Here is a 15906-nt window from a genome sequence, read left to right as displayed (position 1 = left end):
CGCGTCTCCGGGGAATCAGGACCGTTCGGCGGCGAGCAGGCGGGTCAGGCTCGCCTCCATAGCGGTCGCCACCGCGCCGATGGACAGCCGCTCGCGGATGCGCGCCCTTGCGGCGGCGCCGATCCGGGCCGCGTCGCCGCCGGTCACCGCCCGGGCCGCGTCGTTGAGGGCCCGGGTGAGGTCCGCCTCGTCCACCTGGCCCCATTCGGCGCCGCGCAGATACGGGCCGTAGGTCTGGTCGAGGGCCGTGACCTCCGCCTTCACGGGGAAGCCGCAGGTGGCGTCGAGGAAGTCGCGGCAGCCGCCGTAATCGGTGGCGACCACGACCTTGCCCATCTCCATCGCCTCGGCGATCGTGAGGCCGAAGCCCTCCGAGGAGTGCGACGAGGCGTAGACCGCGCAGAGGTCGAACAGCGCGCCGAGCTCGTTCTGGGAGAGCGGCTGGTCGATCACCACCACGTCGCCCGCCGTTCCGACGAGGTCGAGGAGCTTCTTGCCCTCCTCGGGCAGGTCGAAGACGTGCTTGGTCTTCAGCACCAGTTGCCAGCCCGCCTGCCCGAGCCCGGCCGCCCGGAAGGCCCGGATCAGGGCGTGCGGGTTCTTGCGGGCGAGATAGCTCGAGCCGTCGAAGGCGTAGAGGATCACCCGCTTGGACGGGTCGATGGCGAAGGCCTTGCGCAGGTTCGCCTTGGCGGCGGCGCTCGCCGGCTCGCCGGCCTCGTTCTCGACCACGTAGGGCACGACGTCGACCGGGATGTCGGTGATCTGCCGGAAGATCGCCGCGCAGAACTCCGTGGGGGCCCAGATCGCGTCGAGGCCGTCGACGGTGGGCAGCCAGCCGCCGGGCACGTGGGAGGTCTCCCAGACGAACAGCCCGATCTTCAGCCGCGCCGCCGCGGCGATCGCCCGCTGCCGGTCGCTCATCAGCGAGTGCCAGCTGTCGCCGTTGAAGTGCACCAGCGCGACGTCCGCGGGCCCCGAGAAGGTCCGGGCCTGCCACGCGGGCGCCACCCGGGCATGGACGTGGAACGGCCGCTCCATCGGGTGGACATTCAGCGCGAAGGGCGCGCGGTGCAGGGCGCGGGCGTAGCTGCGGGCCGCGACGCCGAGCCCGTTGGCGTAGTTCATCGGTGAGACGAAGGCGACGCGCAGCGGCCGCTCCGGCGCCTGGGGCTTGCGCAGGTCCGCCCAGACCCTGCCGCCCGGATACGTGTAGGTCACGTCGAGCCGGTCGAGGTCGAAGCCGCGCTCGGCGATCGCCTCCCGCACCGCCGCCCCGCCGATCGCGGCGTGCTCGCCCAGCAGCGAGCGCTTCACGAACGGGAAGCCCTGGGCCAGCATGTTCTCCCAGTCGAACAGGGTGCGGTTGTTGCGCGGGTCGTTGACCAGCGACATGTGCTTGTTCTGGGCCGAGAACAGGCTGCGCATACCGAGGCCGGCGGCGCGCATCCGTCCCGAGAAGGTCAGCTCGCACTCGGTGATCACCGCGTTCTTGTCCGGCCAGTTCGCCACGGCCTGGAGGAACTGGCTGAACGCATAGGAGGACAGGCAGCGCTTCTTCAGGGCCAGGAAGAAGCTCTGGAGGTGGTGGCTGTAGTAGAAATTGTCGGCGAGCCCGATCACCGCCTCCGGGAAGGCGTCGATCTTGGCGAGCAGGCCGGCGAAGTCGGCGCGGTCGAGGGGCCCGACGAGGCTGTCGTTGGCGAGGTAGAGCGTCTCGGAATCGAGGAGGTCGGTGTCCTCTAGGAGGACATGCGCCCAGGCGGCGAAGTCGAAGCCACGGTTCTCGCGGAGATAGACGGAGGCGCAGAGATCCAGGATCGCCTGGGGCACGGCGTTCTTGTGCTGGTCGGCGGCGATGATCAGGACGAGGTCGGTCCCGTTCTCCGCGAAGGCCCTCAAGTAGGGCTCGACATGGCCGCGGATCCGCCCCTCGGGGCAGTGGGTGATGAACAGGGCCGTGCGGCCGTGCCGGCGGGCCGTGCGCTTCAGGCAGGAGAGGCGCGCGTCGGAGGCTTCCGGCACAGCGGCGCCGGGGACGCGGCGGGTCAGGCGGCCGGCCTCCAGGCCGGTGGTGACGTAGTCGACCAGCGGGTTGAGGCCCAGCGCGGCGACCTTCGGGTAGCGGGCGCGGTACCAGGGCGCGTCGAAGCGCGGCGACGGGCTCGTCGTGCGCCCGCCATCGGCGAGGAAATGCGCCAGCGGGTTCTGCCCGGCCGCGTCGTCGGCCGCGCGGGTCGCCAAGTAGGTCTCGGCGTACCAGCGCGTGTCGAACCAGGGCCCGGGATCGAGCCCCTCGGCGGCGCCGTGCTCCAGGTAGTGGACCAGGGGGTTGAGGCTGTCGGCCCGGACCGCGGCGGATTGCGCCGCGTACCAGTCGGGATCGAACAGCGGATGGGGCGCGTAGCGGCGGTAGCCGCCGGCCATCACGTAGTGCTCCAGCGGCTCGAGCCCGCTGGTCTCCGCCTCGGGGCAGCGCGCCCGGTAGAACGCCGCGTCGAACAGGCCCGACCGGCGGATCAGGTCGACATGCCGGGACAGGCCGGCGAATTCCTCCGGGTTGCGCAGGTAGCCCTGCTTCCGGCCGGTCTCGAAGAAGTGGCTGAGGGCGTTGCCGCCGGCCGCGCGGGCATCCGGGTAGCGGGACAGGTACCAGGCGGTGTCGAACAGCGGCGACGGGTCGGTGTCGGACCGGGACAGGAAATCGGAGAACGCCCGGGCGCGGTGCTCGGCGCCGCCGAGATAGCGCTCCGCGTACCAGTCCGGATCGAACAGGGGGTTGGGCCGGAGACCCGCCGCGGCGCCGCGGTCGATATAGTGGAGCAGCGGGTTGATGCCCTCGGCCCGGAGGCCGGGAACGGAATCGAGGTAGAGATCGCCGTGGAACAGCGGGTGCGGCCAGCGGCCCTCGCGGCCGCCATGGACCGCGTAGTGGAGCGCGGGATCGAGTCCCTCGCCGACGACGTCGGGATAGCGCCGCGCGTACCAGGCCGGATCGAACAGGCCGGATTCCTTGACCGCGCGGACGAGGTCCGCCTGACGGGGCTCGCTGCGGCGGCGGCGCTTCAGGCGCCGGGTCAGCGGGCGCGCGAGGGATTGCGCCGCACCGGCGAGGCCGGCCTTCTCCGACGATCCGACGACGAACACATCTCGAAGGCGCATGGTCAGGTCCGGATACGCGGGAAGCCCGCAAAGCTGCCCACGCCGCGATCCGCGAGAGACATCAGAGGGTTCGGCCGGCCCGGCGGTCGCGGGTGAGGACCGCCCCGGCTTGGGCGCCTTCCTAAAGGTCCGGGTCGCCGACGCCAAGACCTGCGCCCGGGGAGGCGGTTTCGCTTCGGGTTGTGGTGTCGGGTCCACGCCGCGATAGCGGCGCCGCGGACCGAATCATCCGGGCAAAATCGTGCGACGATGGCGTGCGGCGATCCCGACCTTGCCAGCCCGGCACCAGAAGCCCCACACTTGTCGGAATGGCCAGAGGGGTCCCGCGGGGCTCCGGACAGGAGATGGATAGCGGCATGACGCAGGGGATCAGCCCGGCCACGACCCTCGACGACGGCATCGTGGCGACCGCGGAGAGCTGCCTCGCTGCCGTCGGCGCGGCCCGCGAGGCGATCCACGGGGTGATCTTCGGCCAGGAGAAGGTCGTCGATCTCGCCCTCGTGACCATCCTGGCCGGCGGCCACGGGCTGCTGGTGGGCCTGCCGGGGCTGGCCAAGACCAAGCTCGTGGAAACGCTCGGCACCGTGCTGGGCCTCGACGCGCGGCGCGTGCAGTTCACCCCGGACCTGATGCCCTCCGACATCCTCGGCACCGAGATCCTGGAGGAGGATGCCGAGCGTCGCCGCGCCTTCCGGTTCGTGCAGGGGCCGGTCTTCACGCAGCTCCTGATGGCCGACGAGATCAACCGGGCGAGCCCGCGCACGCAGTCGGCCCTGCTCCAGGCCATGCAGGAGGGCCACGTCTCGGTGGCGGGCGCCCGCCACGACCTGCCGCGGCCGTTCCACGTGCTGGCGACGCAGAACCCGATCGAGCAGGAGGGCACCTACCCCCTGCCCGAGGCACAGCTCGACCGGTTCCTTCTGGAGATCGACGTCGGCTATCCCGACCGCGCCGCCGAGCGGCGGATCCTGATCGAGACCACCGGCGTCGACGAGGCGCGGCCGCGCGCGGTGATGTCCACCGAGCAGCTGCTCACCGCCCAGCGCCTCGTGCGCCGGCTGCCGGTGGGGGAGGCCGTGGTCGAGGCGATCCTCGACCTCGTCCGCGCGGCCCGGCCGGATAGCGGCGACGCCCTGGTGAAGGACAAGCTCCTCTGGGGGCCGGGCCCCCGCGCCAGCCAGGCCCTGACGCTCGCCGCCCGCGCCCGGGCCCTGATCGAGGGCCGGGTCGCGCCCTCCGTGGCCGACGTGAAGGCGCTGGCCGAGCCGGTGCTCAAGCACCGCATGGCGCTGAGCTACACCGCCCGCGCCGACGGCGAGACCATCGAGGGCCTGATCGCCAAGCTTGCGGAGAAGCTCTGAGCCTTCGGCAGTATCGAGTGAGGCGGATGCCGGCGAACGTGAAGAACATGCGTGGTCCAAAGCCGTCGTCAGCGCGGAACCCCGCCGAAGGACTGCGCTGACGATGGTGGCGACGAACGCCCTCGACGCGGGCAGGCGCACCCCCGGCCGGCGCGAGAGCGAGGGCGCGGCCGCCCTCTCCGACAAGTTGCCCCGCCTCGTCCTGGAGGCGCGGCGCGTGTCGAGCCTGCTCGCCCACGGCCTCCACGGCCGCCGCCGGGCCGGACCGGGCGAAAGCTTTTGGCAGTTCCGCCCCTTCGTCACCGGCGAGGCCGCCGCCCGGGTCGACTGGCGCCGCTCGGCCCGGGACGACCGGCTCTACGTGCGCGAACGGGAATGGGAGGCCGCCCACAACATCTGGCTGTGGATCGACCGCTCGGCCTCGATGGGCTTCGTTTCCGATCTCGCGTCGGCGTCCAAGATCGAACGGGCTCTGGTCCTCGGTCTGGCCCTGGCGGACGCCTTCGTCGAAGGCGGCGAGCGGGTGGGCCTCCTCGGGCTGACCCGTGCAAGCGCGTCGCGGGGGATCGTCGAGCGTCTCGCCCAGGCGCTGGTGGCCGACCCTGCGGGCCTCACCCAGGACCTGCCGCCTCGGGCCAATCCCGCCCGCTTCGACGAGGTGGTGCTCATCGGCGACTTTCTGACCGCGCCGGACCGGATCGCCGCCGCCGTGCAGAACCTCGCCGGCCGCGGCAGCCGCGGCCATCTCCTGATGGTGGTGGACCCGATCGAGGAGACCTTCCCCTTCACCGGGCAGGCGGTCCTGCACGATCTGGAGGGCGGCCTCAGCCTCGATATCGGCGACGCCGATGCCTGGGGGGCGCGTTACCGCGCCCGGATCGCCGAGCACCGGGCCGCCCTTTCGGCGATCACCCGCGGCCAGGGCTGGACGCTGACGATCCATCGGACGGACCGGCCGGCGAGCGAGGCGGCCCTGCGGCTCGCCACGCTGATCGCCGCCCGCGGCACGGAGTGAGGTGGCCATGCTGGGTCTGACCTTCGCCGCCCCGCTGGCGCTCGCCGCCCTGATCGGCCTGCCGGCCCTGTGGTTCCTGCTGCGGGTGACCCCGCCGCGCCCGCGGCGGATCAATTTCCCGCCGCTGAAGCTCGTCGCGGACCTGATGCCGCAGCGGCAGACCCCGGCGCGGACACCGCCCTGGCTGCTGATCCTCCGGCTGCTGATCGCCGCCGCCCTGATCCTGGCGGTGGCCGGCCCGGTCTGGAATGCCGGGGGCATCGGGGCCGGTGGCGGCCGCAGCGCCCTCCTCGTGCTCCTCGACAACGGCTTCCCCGCCGCCCACGACTGGCGCGACCGGCTGCGCGTCGCCACCGACGCCGTGGAGGGCGCGGCCCGTGACGGCCGTCCGGTGGCGGTGATCGGGCTCGCCGACGCGCCATCGGCCTTCGAGGCGAAGACGCCGGCCGCCGCCCTGGAGCGTCTGCGCGCCCTGGCGCCGCGCCCGATCCTCCCCGCCCGCGACACGCATCTCGCCACGATCGAGACGTTCCTGGACAAGAACCGGGGTGCCGCCCTCGTCTGGATCAGCGACGGCGTCGCCGGCGCGAACGATACGCGCTTCGCAAAGGGTCTCGCCGATCTCGCCGGCGACAAGGGCGCCGCCCTCACGGTGCTGCGCGCCGACAGGCCGCCGGCCCTGGCCCTCACCGCCACCGAGAACGCCGGCAAGCTCGTCACGCACGCCCTGCGGGCCGCGCCGAACGGGCGCGATACCGGTTTGATCCGGGCGCTCGACCAGAAGGGCCTGCCGCTCGCCGAGCGCGACTTCGCCTTCGCGGCCGACGCCACCGAGGCGGACGCGACCTTCGAGCTGCCGGTGGAGCTGCGCAACAGCATCAGCCGGCTTGAGATCGCGGGCGAGCGCTCGGCCGGCGCGGTGGTGCTGCAGGACGAGCGCGGCAAGCGGCGCCGGGTCGGCCTCGTCTTCGGCGGCACCCTCGACCAGGCACAGCCCCTGCTGGCGCCGACCTACTACCTGTCCCGGGCGCTTCAGCCCTTCGCGGACGTTCAGGAGCCGCGGGGCGCCAAGGGGATCGCCGAGTCGATCAACCAGCTCCTCGACAATCAAGTCTCGGTCCTCGTTCTGGCCGATGTCGGCGCGCTGGACGAGAAGACCACCGCCCGGATCGAGAGCTTCGTGAAGGAGGGCGGGATGCTGCTGCGCTTCGCCGGCCCGCGGCTCGCTGCCGGCAACGATCCGCTGGTGCCGGTGCGGTTGCGCCGGGGCGGCCGGACGCTCGGCGGCACCCTCTCGTGGGACAGCCCCAAGACCTTGGCGCCGTTCCCGCCCGAGAGCCCCTTCGCGGGCCTGACGCCGCCGGCCGATATCGGCGTGCGCCGCCAGATCCTGGCCGAGCCGGACGGCGACCTGCCGAATCGGACCTGGGCCTCCCTCCAGGACGGCACCCCGATCGTCACCGCGCAGAAGCGCGGCCAGGGCACGATCGTGCTGTTCCACGTCACCGCCGACACGACGTGGTCGAACCTTCCGCTCTCGGGCCTGTTCATCGACATGCTCCGGCGCGTCGTGGCGTTGGCTGGCGCCTCGGCACCCGTGCAGGGGGATCCTTCCCGGGCCACCGCGCCGGTGCTCGCCCCGCGGGTGACCCTCGACGGGTTCGGCGCATTGGGCTCGCCGCCGGCCTCGGCCACCGCGGTGTCGGCCGACTACGCCGACCGGGCGACCCTTGAGCATCCGCCGGGCTTCTACGGCCCGCCGGACGGAGGCATCAGCGTGAACGCCCTGAAACCGGATGATCGGTTGAAGCCCCTCGACGCCGCAGCCCTCGACGGCGCCCGGTTCGGCTCCCTGGCGGGCGCCGAGACCCTGGACCTGCGACCGAGCCTGTTCACCCTGGCGCTGCTTCTGCTGGCCCTCGACACCCTGGCGGGCCTGTGGCTCGGCGGCTTCCTGCGGCGCGGCGGCCTGGCGGCTCGCCTCCGCGGGCGGCCGGTCGCTCTGGCTCTCGGCGCCCTGCTCCTGCTCGCCGCCCTGCCGGTGCGCCCTGCCCAGGCCGAGGAGCCGCCGGCCAACCGGCCGAACGGCGTCGAATCGGCACTGGTCACGCGCCTCGCCTACGTGATCACGGGCGACGCCGCCGTCGACGAGGCGAGCCGGACCGGCCTCACCGGGCTGACCCAGATGCTCGCCGCGCGCTCCGCCCTGGAGCCGGGTGAGCCCGCCGGCATCGATCCGGCCAAGGACGAGTTGGCCTTCTACCCGCTGATCTACTGGCCGATCGCCCCGAACCGGCCGCAGCCCTCGGACGTGGCGATCCGCAAGATCGACGCGTTCATGCGCAACGGCGGGACCGTTCTATTCGACACCCGGGACGGACTCACCGCCCGGCCCGGCGGTCCGCCCACCCCGGAGGCCGCGTATCTCCGCAAGATGCTGGCGACGCTCGAGGTCCCGGAGCTGGAGCCGGTGCCCCTCGACCACGTGCTGACCAAGGCGTTCTACCTGGTGGACAGCTTTCCGGGTCGCTACGCCACCGGCCAGACCTGGGTGGAGGCTCTGCCACCGGCCGCCGATGGCGTCGAACGCCGTCCCGCCCGGGCCGGTGACGGCGTGAGCCCGATCATCATCACGAGCAACGACCTCGCCGCCGCCTGGGCGGTGGGGCGTCGGGGCGAGCCGCTCTATCCCGTCGTGGGCGGTGACCAGCGCCAGCGCGAGATGGCGTTCCGGGGCGGCGTGAACATCGTGATGTACACGCTCACCGGCAACTACAAGGCGGATCAGGTCCACGTGCCCGCGCTGCTGGAGCGGCTGGGGCAGTGACGACCGTCGCGACGTTCCCAAGGCCGCGCGTGCTCCCATCCATCGTCCTCGTCCTGAGGTGCGGCCGCGCAGCGGGCGCCTCGAAGGAGCCCTCCAGAGGTCTCGGCGATCCCTGGAGCCCTCCTTCGGGGCCGCCGACGCGGCGCCTCAGGCTGAGGGGATTTGATCGGTCGACCGCCTTGTCCCGCATACGCATCCCGGAGGCCGGACCATCATGCTGAGCCTCAGCTTCACCCCCCTCCTCCCCTGGCCGGCGATCGCCGTCCTGGGCGTCATCGTCGTCGTCCTGGCGGTGTTCGCCGTCCTGGCCCGGGGCCGGACCGCTCTGCTGCGCGTGCTCGTCCTCGCTCTCGTTCTGGCAGCGCTCACCAACCCGGCGCTGGTGCGCGAGGACCGGGAGCCCGTGAAGGACGTCGCCGCCATCGTGGTCGACCGGTCAGGATCCCAGGCCCTGGGCGACCGGCCGCAGATGACCGACGCGGTCCGTGCCGAGTTGCAGCGCCGGTTCGGTGCGCTCACCGACATCGAGCCCCGCTTCATCGACGTGCCGGATTCCAAGGACGGCGATGACGGCACCAAGCTGTTCACGGCCCTGAGCCAAGCCCTCGCCGACGTGCCGCCGGAACGCCTGGCCGGGATCGTGATGCTCACCGACGGCGTGGTGCACGACATCCCCGCCTCCCTGGCGCAGCTCGGCATCAAGGCGCCGCTCCACGTCCTCGTCACCGGTCATCCGGACGAGCGCGACCGGCAGATCAAGCTCCTGGAGGCGCCCCGCTTCGGCATCGTCGGCAAGGATCTGACGATCCGCGCCGAGGTCATGGAGCGCGGCGGGACCGGCCACGCCGTCGTCACCGTGCGCCGCGACGGCGAGGAGATCGGCCGGCGGGACGTCGCCACCGACAAGCCGTTCTCCCTCAACCTGCGCATCGAGCATGGCGGCCCGAACGTCGTCGAGATCGAGGTCGAGCCGCTGCCGGGCGAGCTGACCACGGTGAACAACCGCGCGGTCCTGCCCATCGAGGGGATCCGCGAGAAGCTCAGGGTGCTCCTCGTCTCCGGCGAGCCGCACCAGGGCGAGCGCACATGGCGCAACCTTCTGAAGTCAGACGCCAATGTCGACCTCGTCCACTTCACCATCCTGCGCCCTCCGGAGAAGCAGGACGGCACGCCGATCTCGGAACTCTCCCTGATCGCCTTCCCGACGCGCGAGCTGTTCGTCCAGAAGATCAAGGACTTCGACCTGATCATCTTCGACCGCTACGCCAATCAGAGTGTGCTGCCGCAGGCCTATTTCGACAACATCGTCCGCTACGTCCGCGAGGGCGGCGCACTCCTCATCGCGGCCGGGCCCGAATTCGCCGGACCGGCGAGCCTGGCGCGCACCCGGCTGGCCGGGATCCTGCCGGGCGACCCGGACGGGCGCGTGGTCGAGAAGCCCTACAAGGCGACGCCGACGCAGGTCGGCCAGCGCCACCCGGTGACCCGGGCCCTGCCGGGCTCGGATGCGAACCCGCCCGCCTGGGGCGACTGGCTGCGCATCGTGGAGGCGCGCACCCGCCCCGGCATCCAGCCGATCCTGTCGGGGGCCGAGGGGCTGCCGCTGCTCGCCCTCTCGCGCGAGGACAAGGGCCGGGTCGCCCTGCTCCTGTCCGACCACGCCTGGCTCTGGGCCCGGGGCTACCAGGAGGGCGGGCCGTATCTGGATCTGCTGCGCCGCCTCGGCCACTGGCTCATGAAGGAGCCGGCCCTGGAGGAAGAGGCGCTGCGCGCGCAGACCACCGGACGCGGCCGCGAGGTCCGGGTGGAGCGCCAGACCATGGCGGATCAGGCCGAGCCGGTCACCGTCACCGGTCCCACGGGCAAGGTGACGACCCTCACCTTGAAGCCCGGTGAACCGGGTCTGTTCACGGCGACCTTCGATGCGGAAACACTGGGGCTGCACACGCTGCGCTCGGGAAACCTCGTGGCCTTCGTGAGCGTCGGCCCGGCCAATCCGCGCGAACTCGCCGACGTGTTCAGCGACACCGACCGCCTGAAGGCCGTGGCCGACGGATCGAGCGGCTCGGTGCGCCGGGTCGCCGAGGCCGGCGGCGGCATCCAGGTCCCGCGCCTCGCCCTGGTGCGAGGCGGTCGCCTCGCGGGCAGCGACTGGATCGGCTTCCGGCCGAGCGACAGCGCCAATATCCGCGGCGTCGAGGTCTATCCCCTGGCACTCGGCCTCGCGGCGCTGGCCGCCCTGGCGGCCGCCCTGCTCGCCATGTGGCTGGTCGAGGGCAGACGGGGCCGGGCGGCGTGACAGGCCTTCGGATGGGGAATGGCCGTCGCTCGCGCCGGGCGGCGTGCGGCCCCGCATGGTCGACGGATGGCGGCCCGCGTCCTATGACCCCCTGATATTTTCGAGTTGTCCGCGCCCGCGCGGGCCCGATGCAACGGAGACAGCCTGCCCGTGACAGCGCAGACCGTGACTCGACGCCTCCTCGCCGCGACGCTCCTCCTCGCCTGCCTCCAGCTCGGTCCGGCCCACGCGCAGGAACCGGTCGCGATGCCGTCGACGCCGGCCACCCTGCCGGCCGCCAACGGCCAGTGGACCCACGCGATCACGCTGATGGGCCAGCCGAAATACGGCCCCGACTTCAAGCATTTCGACTATGCCGACCCGGCCGCGCCCAAGGGCGGGATGGTCCGGTTCGGGGCCCAGGGCGGCTTCGACAATTTCAACATCGTCGTCGCCGGCCTGAAGGGCGACCTCGAGAACGGCATCCAGCAGATCTACGATTCGCTGATGACCGAGTCCTCGGACGAGCCGTTCACCTCCTACGGCCTGCTCGCCGAGGCTGTGCGGATCGCCCCCGATCTCGGCTCGGTCTCGTACCGGCTGCGCGAAAACGCCCGCTGGCATGACGGCAAGCCGATCACCCCCGAGGACGTGGTCTGGTCTTTCGACGTGCTGAAGGCCAACAGCCCGTTCTACGCCGCCTATTACCAGACCGTGGCCAAGGCCGCGGTGACCGGGCCGCGCGAGGTGACCTTCACCTTCACGGAGACCGGCAACCGCGAGCTGCCGCAGGTGATCGGGCAGCTGCGCGTCCTGCCCAAGCACTGGTGGACCGCCCAGGACGCCAACGGCAAGCCGCGCAGCGTCACCGAGACCACCCTGGAGCCGCCGCTCGGCTCGGGCCCCTACCGGCTCGCGAAGTTCGAGCCGGGCCGCACCACGACCTACACCCGCGTCCCCGACTACTGGGGCAAGGACCTGCCGGTGAATGCCGGGCGCTACAACTTCGACACCGAGCGCTACGAGTATTTCCGCGACGGCACCGTGCTGGTCGAGGCGCTTAAAGGCGATCTCTACGATTTCCGCGTGGAGAACATCGCCCGGAACTGGGCGACCGCCTACGAGGATTTCCCGGCCGTGAAGGAGGGGCGGCTGATCAAGGAGGCCTTCCCCGAGCGCGGCATGGGCATCATGCAGGCCTTCGCGTTCAACACCCGCCGGGACAAGTTCAAGGACCCGCGCGTCCGCCGGGCCTTCAACCTCGCGATGAACTACGAGGAGATGAACAAGGCCCTGTTCTACGGCCTGTACAAGCGCATCAACTCCTACTTCTTCGGCTCGGAACTCGCCTCATCGGGCCTGCCGGAGGGCGAGGAGAAGGCGATCCTCGAGAGCGTCCGGGACAAGGTCCCGCCTGCCGTCTTCACCACGCCCTACGCCAACCCAATCAACGACGGCCCGGAGGCGGTGCGCAAGAACCTGCGCGAGGCCGTCGGCCTGCTGCGCGAGGCCGGCTTCGAGCTGCGCGGCGGCAAGATGGTCAGCAAGGCGACCGGCGAGCCGCTGACCGTCGAGTTCCTGGAGTTCCAGAACACGTTCGAGCGCGTGATCCTGCCGTTCTCGGCGCAGTTGAAGCTGATCGGCATCGACGCCACCCTCCGGGTGATCGATCAGGCCCAATACCAGAACCGCATCCGCAACTTCGATTTCGATGTCACCACGACGTCGTGGGGCGAGTCGCTCTCGCCGGGCAACGAGCAGCGCGAGTACTGGGGCTCGGCGGCGGCCGACAAGCCCGGTTCGCGCAACCTGATCGGCATCAAGGATCCCGGCATCGACGCCCTGATCGAGAAGGTGATCTTCGCCAAGGACCGGCACACCGTGATCGCGGCGACGCGGGCCCTCGACCGCGTGCTCCTGGCGCATGATTACGTCGTCCCGCAATGGTCCTCCGACCAGCAGCGGACGCTGCGCTGGAACCGGTTCGGCCACCCGGCGATCCTGCCGCTCTATGCCAGCTCCGGCTTCCCGACGACGTGGTGGTACGACGAGAAGCTGGCCACCAAGACCGGGGCGCCCCGTTGACGGGCGGTCCCGGGTTGCCGACCCGGCGCGGGCTGGTCCTCGGGGCCGGCGCCCTGGCGGCGATGCCGCCGTGGCGCCGCGCCAAGGCGGCCGACGCCGCCGAGCGCCACGGCCTGTCCAGCTTCGGCGAGCTGAAATACGGACCCGACTTCGCGCATTTCGACTACGTGAACCCGATGGCGCCGCGCGGCGGGCGCTTCTCGGCGCAGCTCGCCGCGACGACAGGAAACCAGTCGCTCAACACCTTCAACACGCTCAACATCTACGTGCTGCGCGGCGACGGGGCCGCCGGCATGCCCCTGACCTTCGACAGCCTGATGGTCCGGGCCCTCGACGAGCCGGACGCCCTCTACGGGTTGGTGGCGCGCGCCGTCACGGTCAGTCCGGACGGCCTGACCTATACCTTCGCCCTGCGCCCGCAGGCGCGGTTCCACGACGGCTCGCCGCTGACCGCGCGGGACGCGGCCTTCAGCCTCAAGCTCCTGCGCGACAAGGGCCACCCCGAGATCGCCGAGGTGATCCGGCCCATGACCGACGCCCGGGCCGAGGGCGACGGGCGGCTGGTGGTGACCTTCGCGCCGGGCCGCGCCCGGGACCTGCCGCTGTTCGTAGCGCAGCTGCCGCTCTTCTCCGCCGCCTACTACGCCGGCCGGGACTTCGAGGCCTCGACCCTGGACGCGCCCCTCGGCTCCGGGCCCTACCGGGTCGGCACGGTCGATCCGGGCCGGTCCATCGGCCTGGAGCGCGTGCCGGATTACTGGGCCGCCGAGCTGCCGGTGAATGTCGGCCAGAACAATTTCGACGCGATCCGCTACGAGTATTTCCGCGACCGCACCGTGGCGTTCGAGGCGTTCAAGAGCGGCGCCTTCACGTTCCGCGAGGAGTTCACCGCCCGGGTCTGGGCGACCGGATACGATTTCCCGGCGATGACCGAGGGTCGCGTGGTCCGCGAGATGGTGCCGGATGCCCGGCCGAGCGGCACCCAGGGCTGGTGGATCAACACCCGCCGCGCGGCGTTCCGCGACCCGCGGGTGCGCGAGGCGATCGGCCTGTGCTTCGATTTCGAATGGTCGAACCGCAATCTGATGTACGGCGCCTACACGCGCACGGCCTCGTTCTTCGAGAATTCCGACCTCAAGGCGACCGGCAAGCCCTCGGCCGAGGAACTCGCCCTGCTGGAGCCGTTCAAGGACCTGCCGCCGGAGGTATTCGGCGAGGCCTGGACGCCGCCGGTTTCCGACGGGTCCGGCCAGGACCGGGCGCTGCTCAAGCGCGCCGACGCGCTCCTGCGGGAGGCCGGCTGCACCCGCCAGGGTGGCAGCCTCATGCTGCCCGGCGGCCAGCCCCTGACCCTCGAGTTCCTCGATGAGGATCCGGTCTTCCAGGCGGTCACGCAGCCGTTCATCCGCAACCTGGGCCTGCTCGGCATCAAGGCGAGCCTGCGCACGGTCGACCCGTCCCAGTACCAGGCGCGGCTCAAGGATTTCGACTTCGACGTCACGCCGCGCCGCTACAGCAGCGGGCTCACCCCCGGCGCGGAGCTGCGCGAGACCTACGGCTCCCGGTCCGCCGGGACCGCGGGCTCCAACAACCTCTCGGGGATCGCGAACCCGGCGATCGACGCGCTGCTCACCGCCGTCGCCGACGCGACGTCGCGGGCGGACCTGACCACCGCCTGCCGGGCCCTGGACCGGGTCCTGCGGGCCGGGCGCTACTGGGTGCCGATGTGGTACGCCTCGACCCACCGCCTCGCCCTGTGGGACGTGTTCGGCCGCCCGGCCACGCCGCCGAAATACGATCTCGGCGCCCCCGGGACGTGGTGGTTCGACGCCGACAAGGCCAAGCGGATCGGCCGGGACTGACGCCATGCTCGCCTACATCCTGCGCCGCATCGGTCTGATGATCCCGACCCTGTTCGGGATCATGCTGATCACCTTCACGATCGTGCAGTTCGCCCCAGGCGGCCCGGTGGAGCGGGTTCTGTCGCAGCTCCAGGGCCAGCGCGACGGAGCCATGTCCCGCGTCACCGGCGGATCGGGCGACCTCGGCGGCGCCAGCCGGCCGTCGGGCGGTGGCGGCGACGCCAGCTCCCGCTATCGCGGCGCTCAAGGATTGAGCCCGGAATTCATCGCCAAGCTCGAGAAGCAGTTCGGCTTCGACAAGCCTGCACCCGAGCGCTTCGCCAAGATGCTCTGGGACTATGTCCGGTTCGATTTCGGACGCAGCTACTTCCGCGATGTCAGCGTCATCCAGCTGATCAAGGAGCGGCTGCCGGTCTCGATCTCGCTCGGCCTGTGGATGACGCTCCTGTCCTACGCGATCTCGATCCCGCTGGGCATCCGCAAGGCGGTGGCGGACGGCACGCAGTTCGACCGCGCGACCTCCTTCGTGGTGATCATCGGCTACGCGATCCCGGGCTTCATGTTCGGACTGATGCTCATCATCCTCTTCGCCGGCGGATCGTTCTACCAATGGTTCCCGCTGCGCGGGCTGACCAGCGAAGGCTGGGAGAGCTTCTCGACCTGGCACAAGGTGACCGACTACGCGTGGCACATGGTGTTGCCGCTCACAGCCCTGGTGATCGGCGCCTTCGCAACCTCGACCCTGCTCACGAAGAACTCGTTCCTCGACGAGATCCGCAAGCAATACGTGCTCACCGCACGGATGAAGGGGCTCTCCGAGCGGCGCGTGCTCTACGGCCACGTGTTCCGCAACGCCATGCTGATCGTGATCGCGGGCTTCCCCGGGGCCTTCATCTCGGCCTTCTTCACCGGCTCGCTGCTGATCGAGACGATCTTCTCCCTCGACGGCCTGGGCGAGCTGTCGTTCCGGGCGATCGTCGGGCGCGACTATCCGGTGGTGTTCGCCACCCTCTACATCTTCTCGCTGCTTGGTCTCGCGGTGAACCTGCTCTCCGACCTGATCTACGTCTGGATCGACCCGCGGATCGACTTCTCCGCGCGGGCGACGTGAAGATTTTCCAGGGCGCCCACACCATACGAAAGGATACGGATCGCTGAAATTTCTTCCGCATCCCGCGGGACAGAAAAGATTCACCCCGACCCAGACCCCTTCAACACGCATACGCCGGCTGACACAGACCGCCTTTGCTGGCAATGTCAGGGCAGGATCGATCCTGATCCGCGACTTTAGGCAGACGGGTCGTGGCATTGTCTTC

8 protein-coding genes are annotated in these 15906 nt (G+C 71.0%); 7 read left to right on the top strand and 1 reads right to left on the bottom strand.

Annotated features, from left to right (window positions below; genetic code table 11):
- Positions 1 to 15 precede the first annotated feature (15 nt).
- On the bottom strand, positions 16 to 3162 hold the full coding sequence (locus ABIC70_RS12300; protein ID WP_043350000.1) for a rhamnan synthesis F family protein: 3147 nt from the start codon (positions 3160 to 3162) through the stop codon (positions 16 to 18).
- A gap of 356 nt (positions 3163 to 3518) precedes the next feature.
- Between ABIC70_RS12300 and ABIC70_RS12295 the strand changes: the two genes are divergently transcribed.
- From ABIC70_RS12295 to ABIC70_RS12265, 7 genes are all read left to right on the top strand, one after another.
- On the top strand, positions 3519 to 4523 hold the full coding sequence (locus ABIC70_RS12295; RefSeq protein WP_043381190.1) for an AAA family ATPase: 1005 nt from the start codon (positions 3519 to 3521) through the stop codon (positions 4521 to 4523).
- 103 nt (positions 4524 to 4626) lie between these two features.
- Entirely contained in the window at positions 4627 to 5538 is a 912-nt protein-coding gene (locus ABIC70_RS12290; RefSeq protein WP_043758949.1) for a DUF58 domain-containing protein, read from the top strand.
- Between the two features lie 7 nt (positions 5539 to 5545).
- Positions 5546 to 8365 (top strand): DUF4159 domain-containing protein, encoded by a 2820-nt coding sequence (locus tag ABIC70_RS12285; protein ID WP_354439790.1) that lies wholly within the window; start codon positions 5546 to 5548, stop codon positions 8363 to 8365.
- A gap of 214 nt (positions 8366 to 8579) precedes the next feature.
- Entirely contained in the window at positions 8580 to 10664 is a 2085-nt protein-coding gene (locus tag ABIC70_RS12280; RefSeq protein WP_043381197.1) for a membrane protein, read from the top strand.
- A 150-nt stretch (positions 10665 to 10814) separates the two neighbouring features.
- A complete protein-coding gene (locus ABIC70_RS12275; protein WP_354439789.1) occupies positions 10815 to 12728 on the top strand; it encodes an extracellular solute-binding protein in 1914 nt (637 codons plus the stop codon).
- A gap of 62 nt (positions 12729 to 12790) precedes the next feature.
- Positions 12791 to 14590, top strand: coding sequence for an extracellular solute-binding protein (locus ABIC70_RS12270; protein WP_354439831.1), 1800 nt, complete (start codon positions 12791 to 12793; stop codon positions 14588 to 14590).
- A gap of 4 nt (positions 14591 to 14594) precedes the next feature.
- Complete coding sequence (locus ABIC70_RS12265) at positions 14595 to 15701, top strand: microcin C ABC transporter permease YejB (RefSeq protein ID WP_043381203.1); 1107 nt, start codon at positions 14595 to 14597, stop codon at positions 15699 to 15701.
- Positions 15702 to 15906 lie beyond the last annotated feature (205 nt).

Origin of the sequence: Methylobacterium sp. 1973, assembly GCF_040545035.1 — a bacterium.
GTDB classification, from domain to species: domain Bacteria; phylum Pseudomonadota; class Alphaproteobacteria; order Rhizobiales; family Beijerinckiaceae; genus Methylobacterium; species Methylobacterium fujisawaense.
This window is presented reverse-complemented; position numbering and strand designations above follow the sequence as displayed.

What these genes read in the sequence shown, in the direction of transcription:
- ABIC70_RS12300 (WP_043350000.1), bottom strand. Translation starts at nt 3,162, where the DNA reads ATGCGCCTTCGAGATGTGTTCGTCGTCGGATCGTCGGAGAAGGCCGGC.
- ABIC70_RS12265 (WP_043381203.1), top strand. Translation starts at nt 14,595, where the DNA reads ATGCTCGCCTACATCCTGCGCCGCATCGGTCTGATGATCCCGACCCTG.
- ABIC70_RS12280 (WP_043381197.1), top strand. Translation starts at nt 8,580, where the DNA reads ATGCTGAGCCTCAGCTTCACCCCCCTCCTCCCCTGGCCGGCGATCGCC.
- ABIC70_RS12295 (WP_043381190.1), top strand. Translation starts at nt 3,519, where the DNA reads ATGACGCAGGGGATCAGCCCGGCCACGACCCTCGACGACGGCATCGTG.
- ABIC70_RS12285 (WP_354439790.1), top strand. Translation starts at nt 5,546, where the DNA reads ATGCTGGGTCTGACCTTCGCCGCCCCGCTGGCGCTCGCCGCCCTGATC.
- ABIC70_RS12270 (WP_354439831.1), top strand. Translation starts at nt 12,791, where the DNA reads ATGCCGCCGTGGCGCCGCGCCAAGGCGGCCGACGCCGCCGAGCGCCAC.
- ABIC70_RS12290 (WP_043758949.1), top strand. Translation starts at nt 4,627, where the DNA reads ATGGTGGCGACGAACGCCCTCGACGCGGGCAGGCGCACCCCCGGCCGG.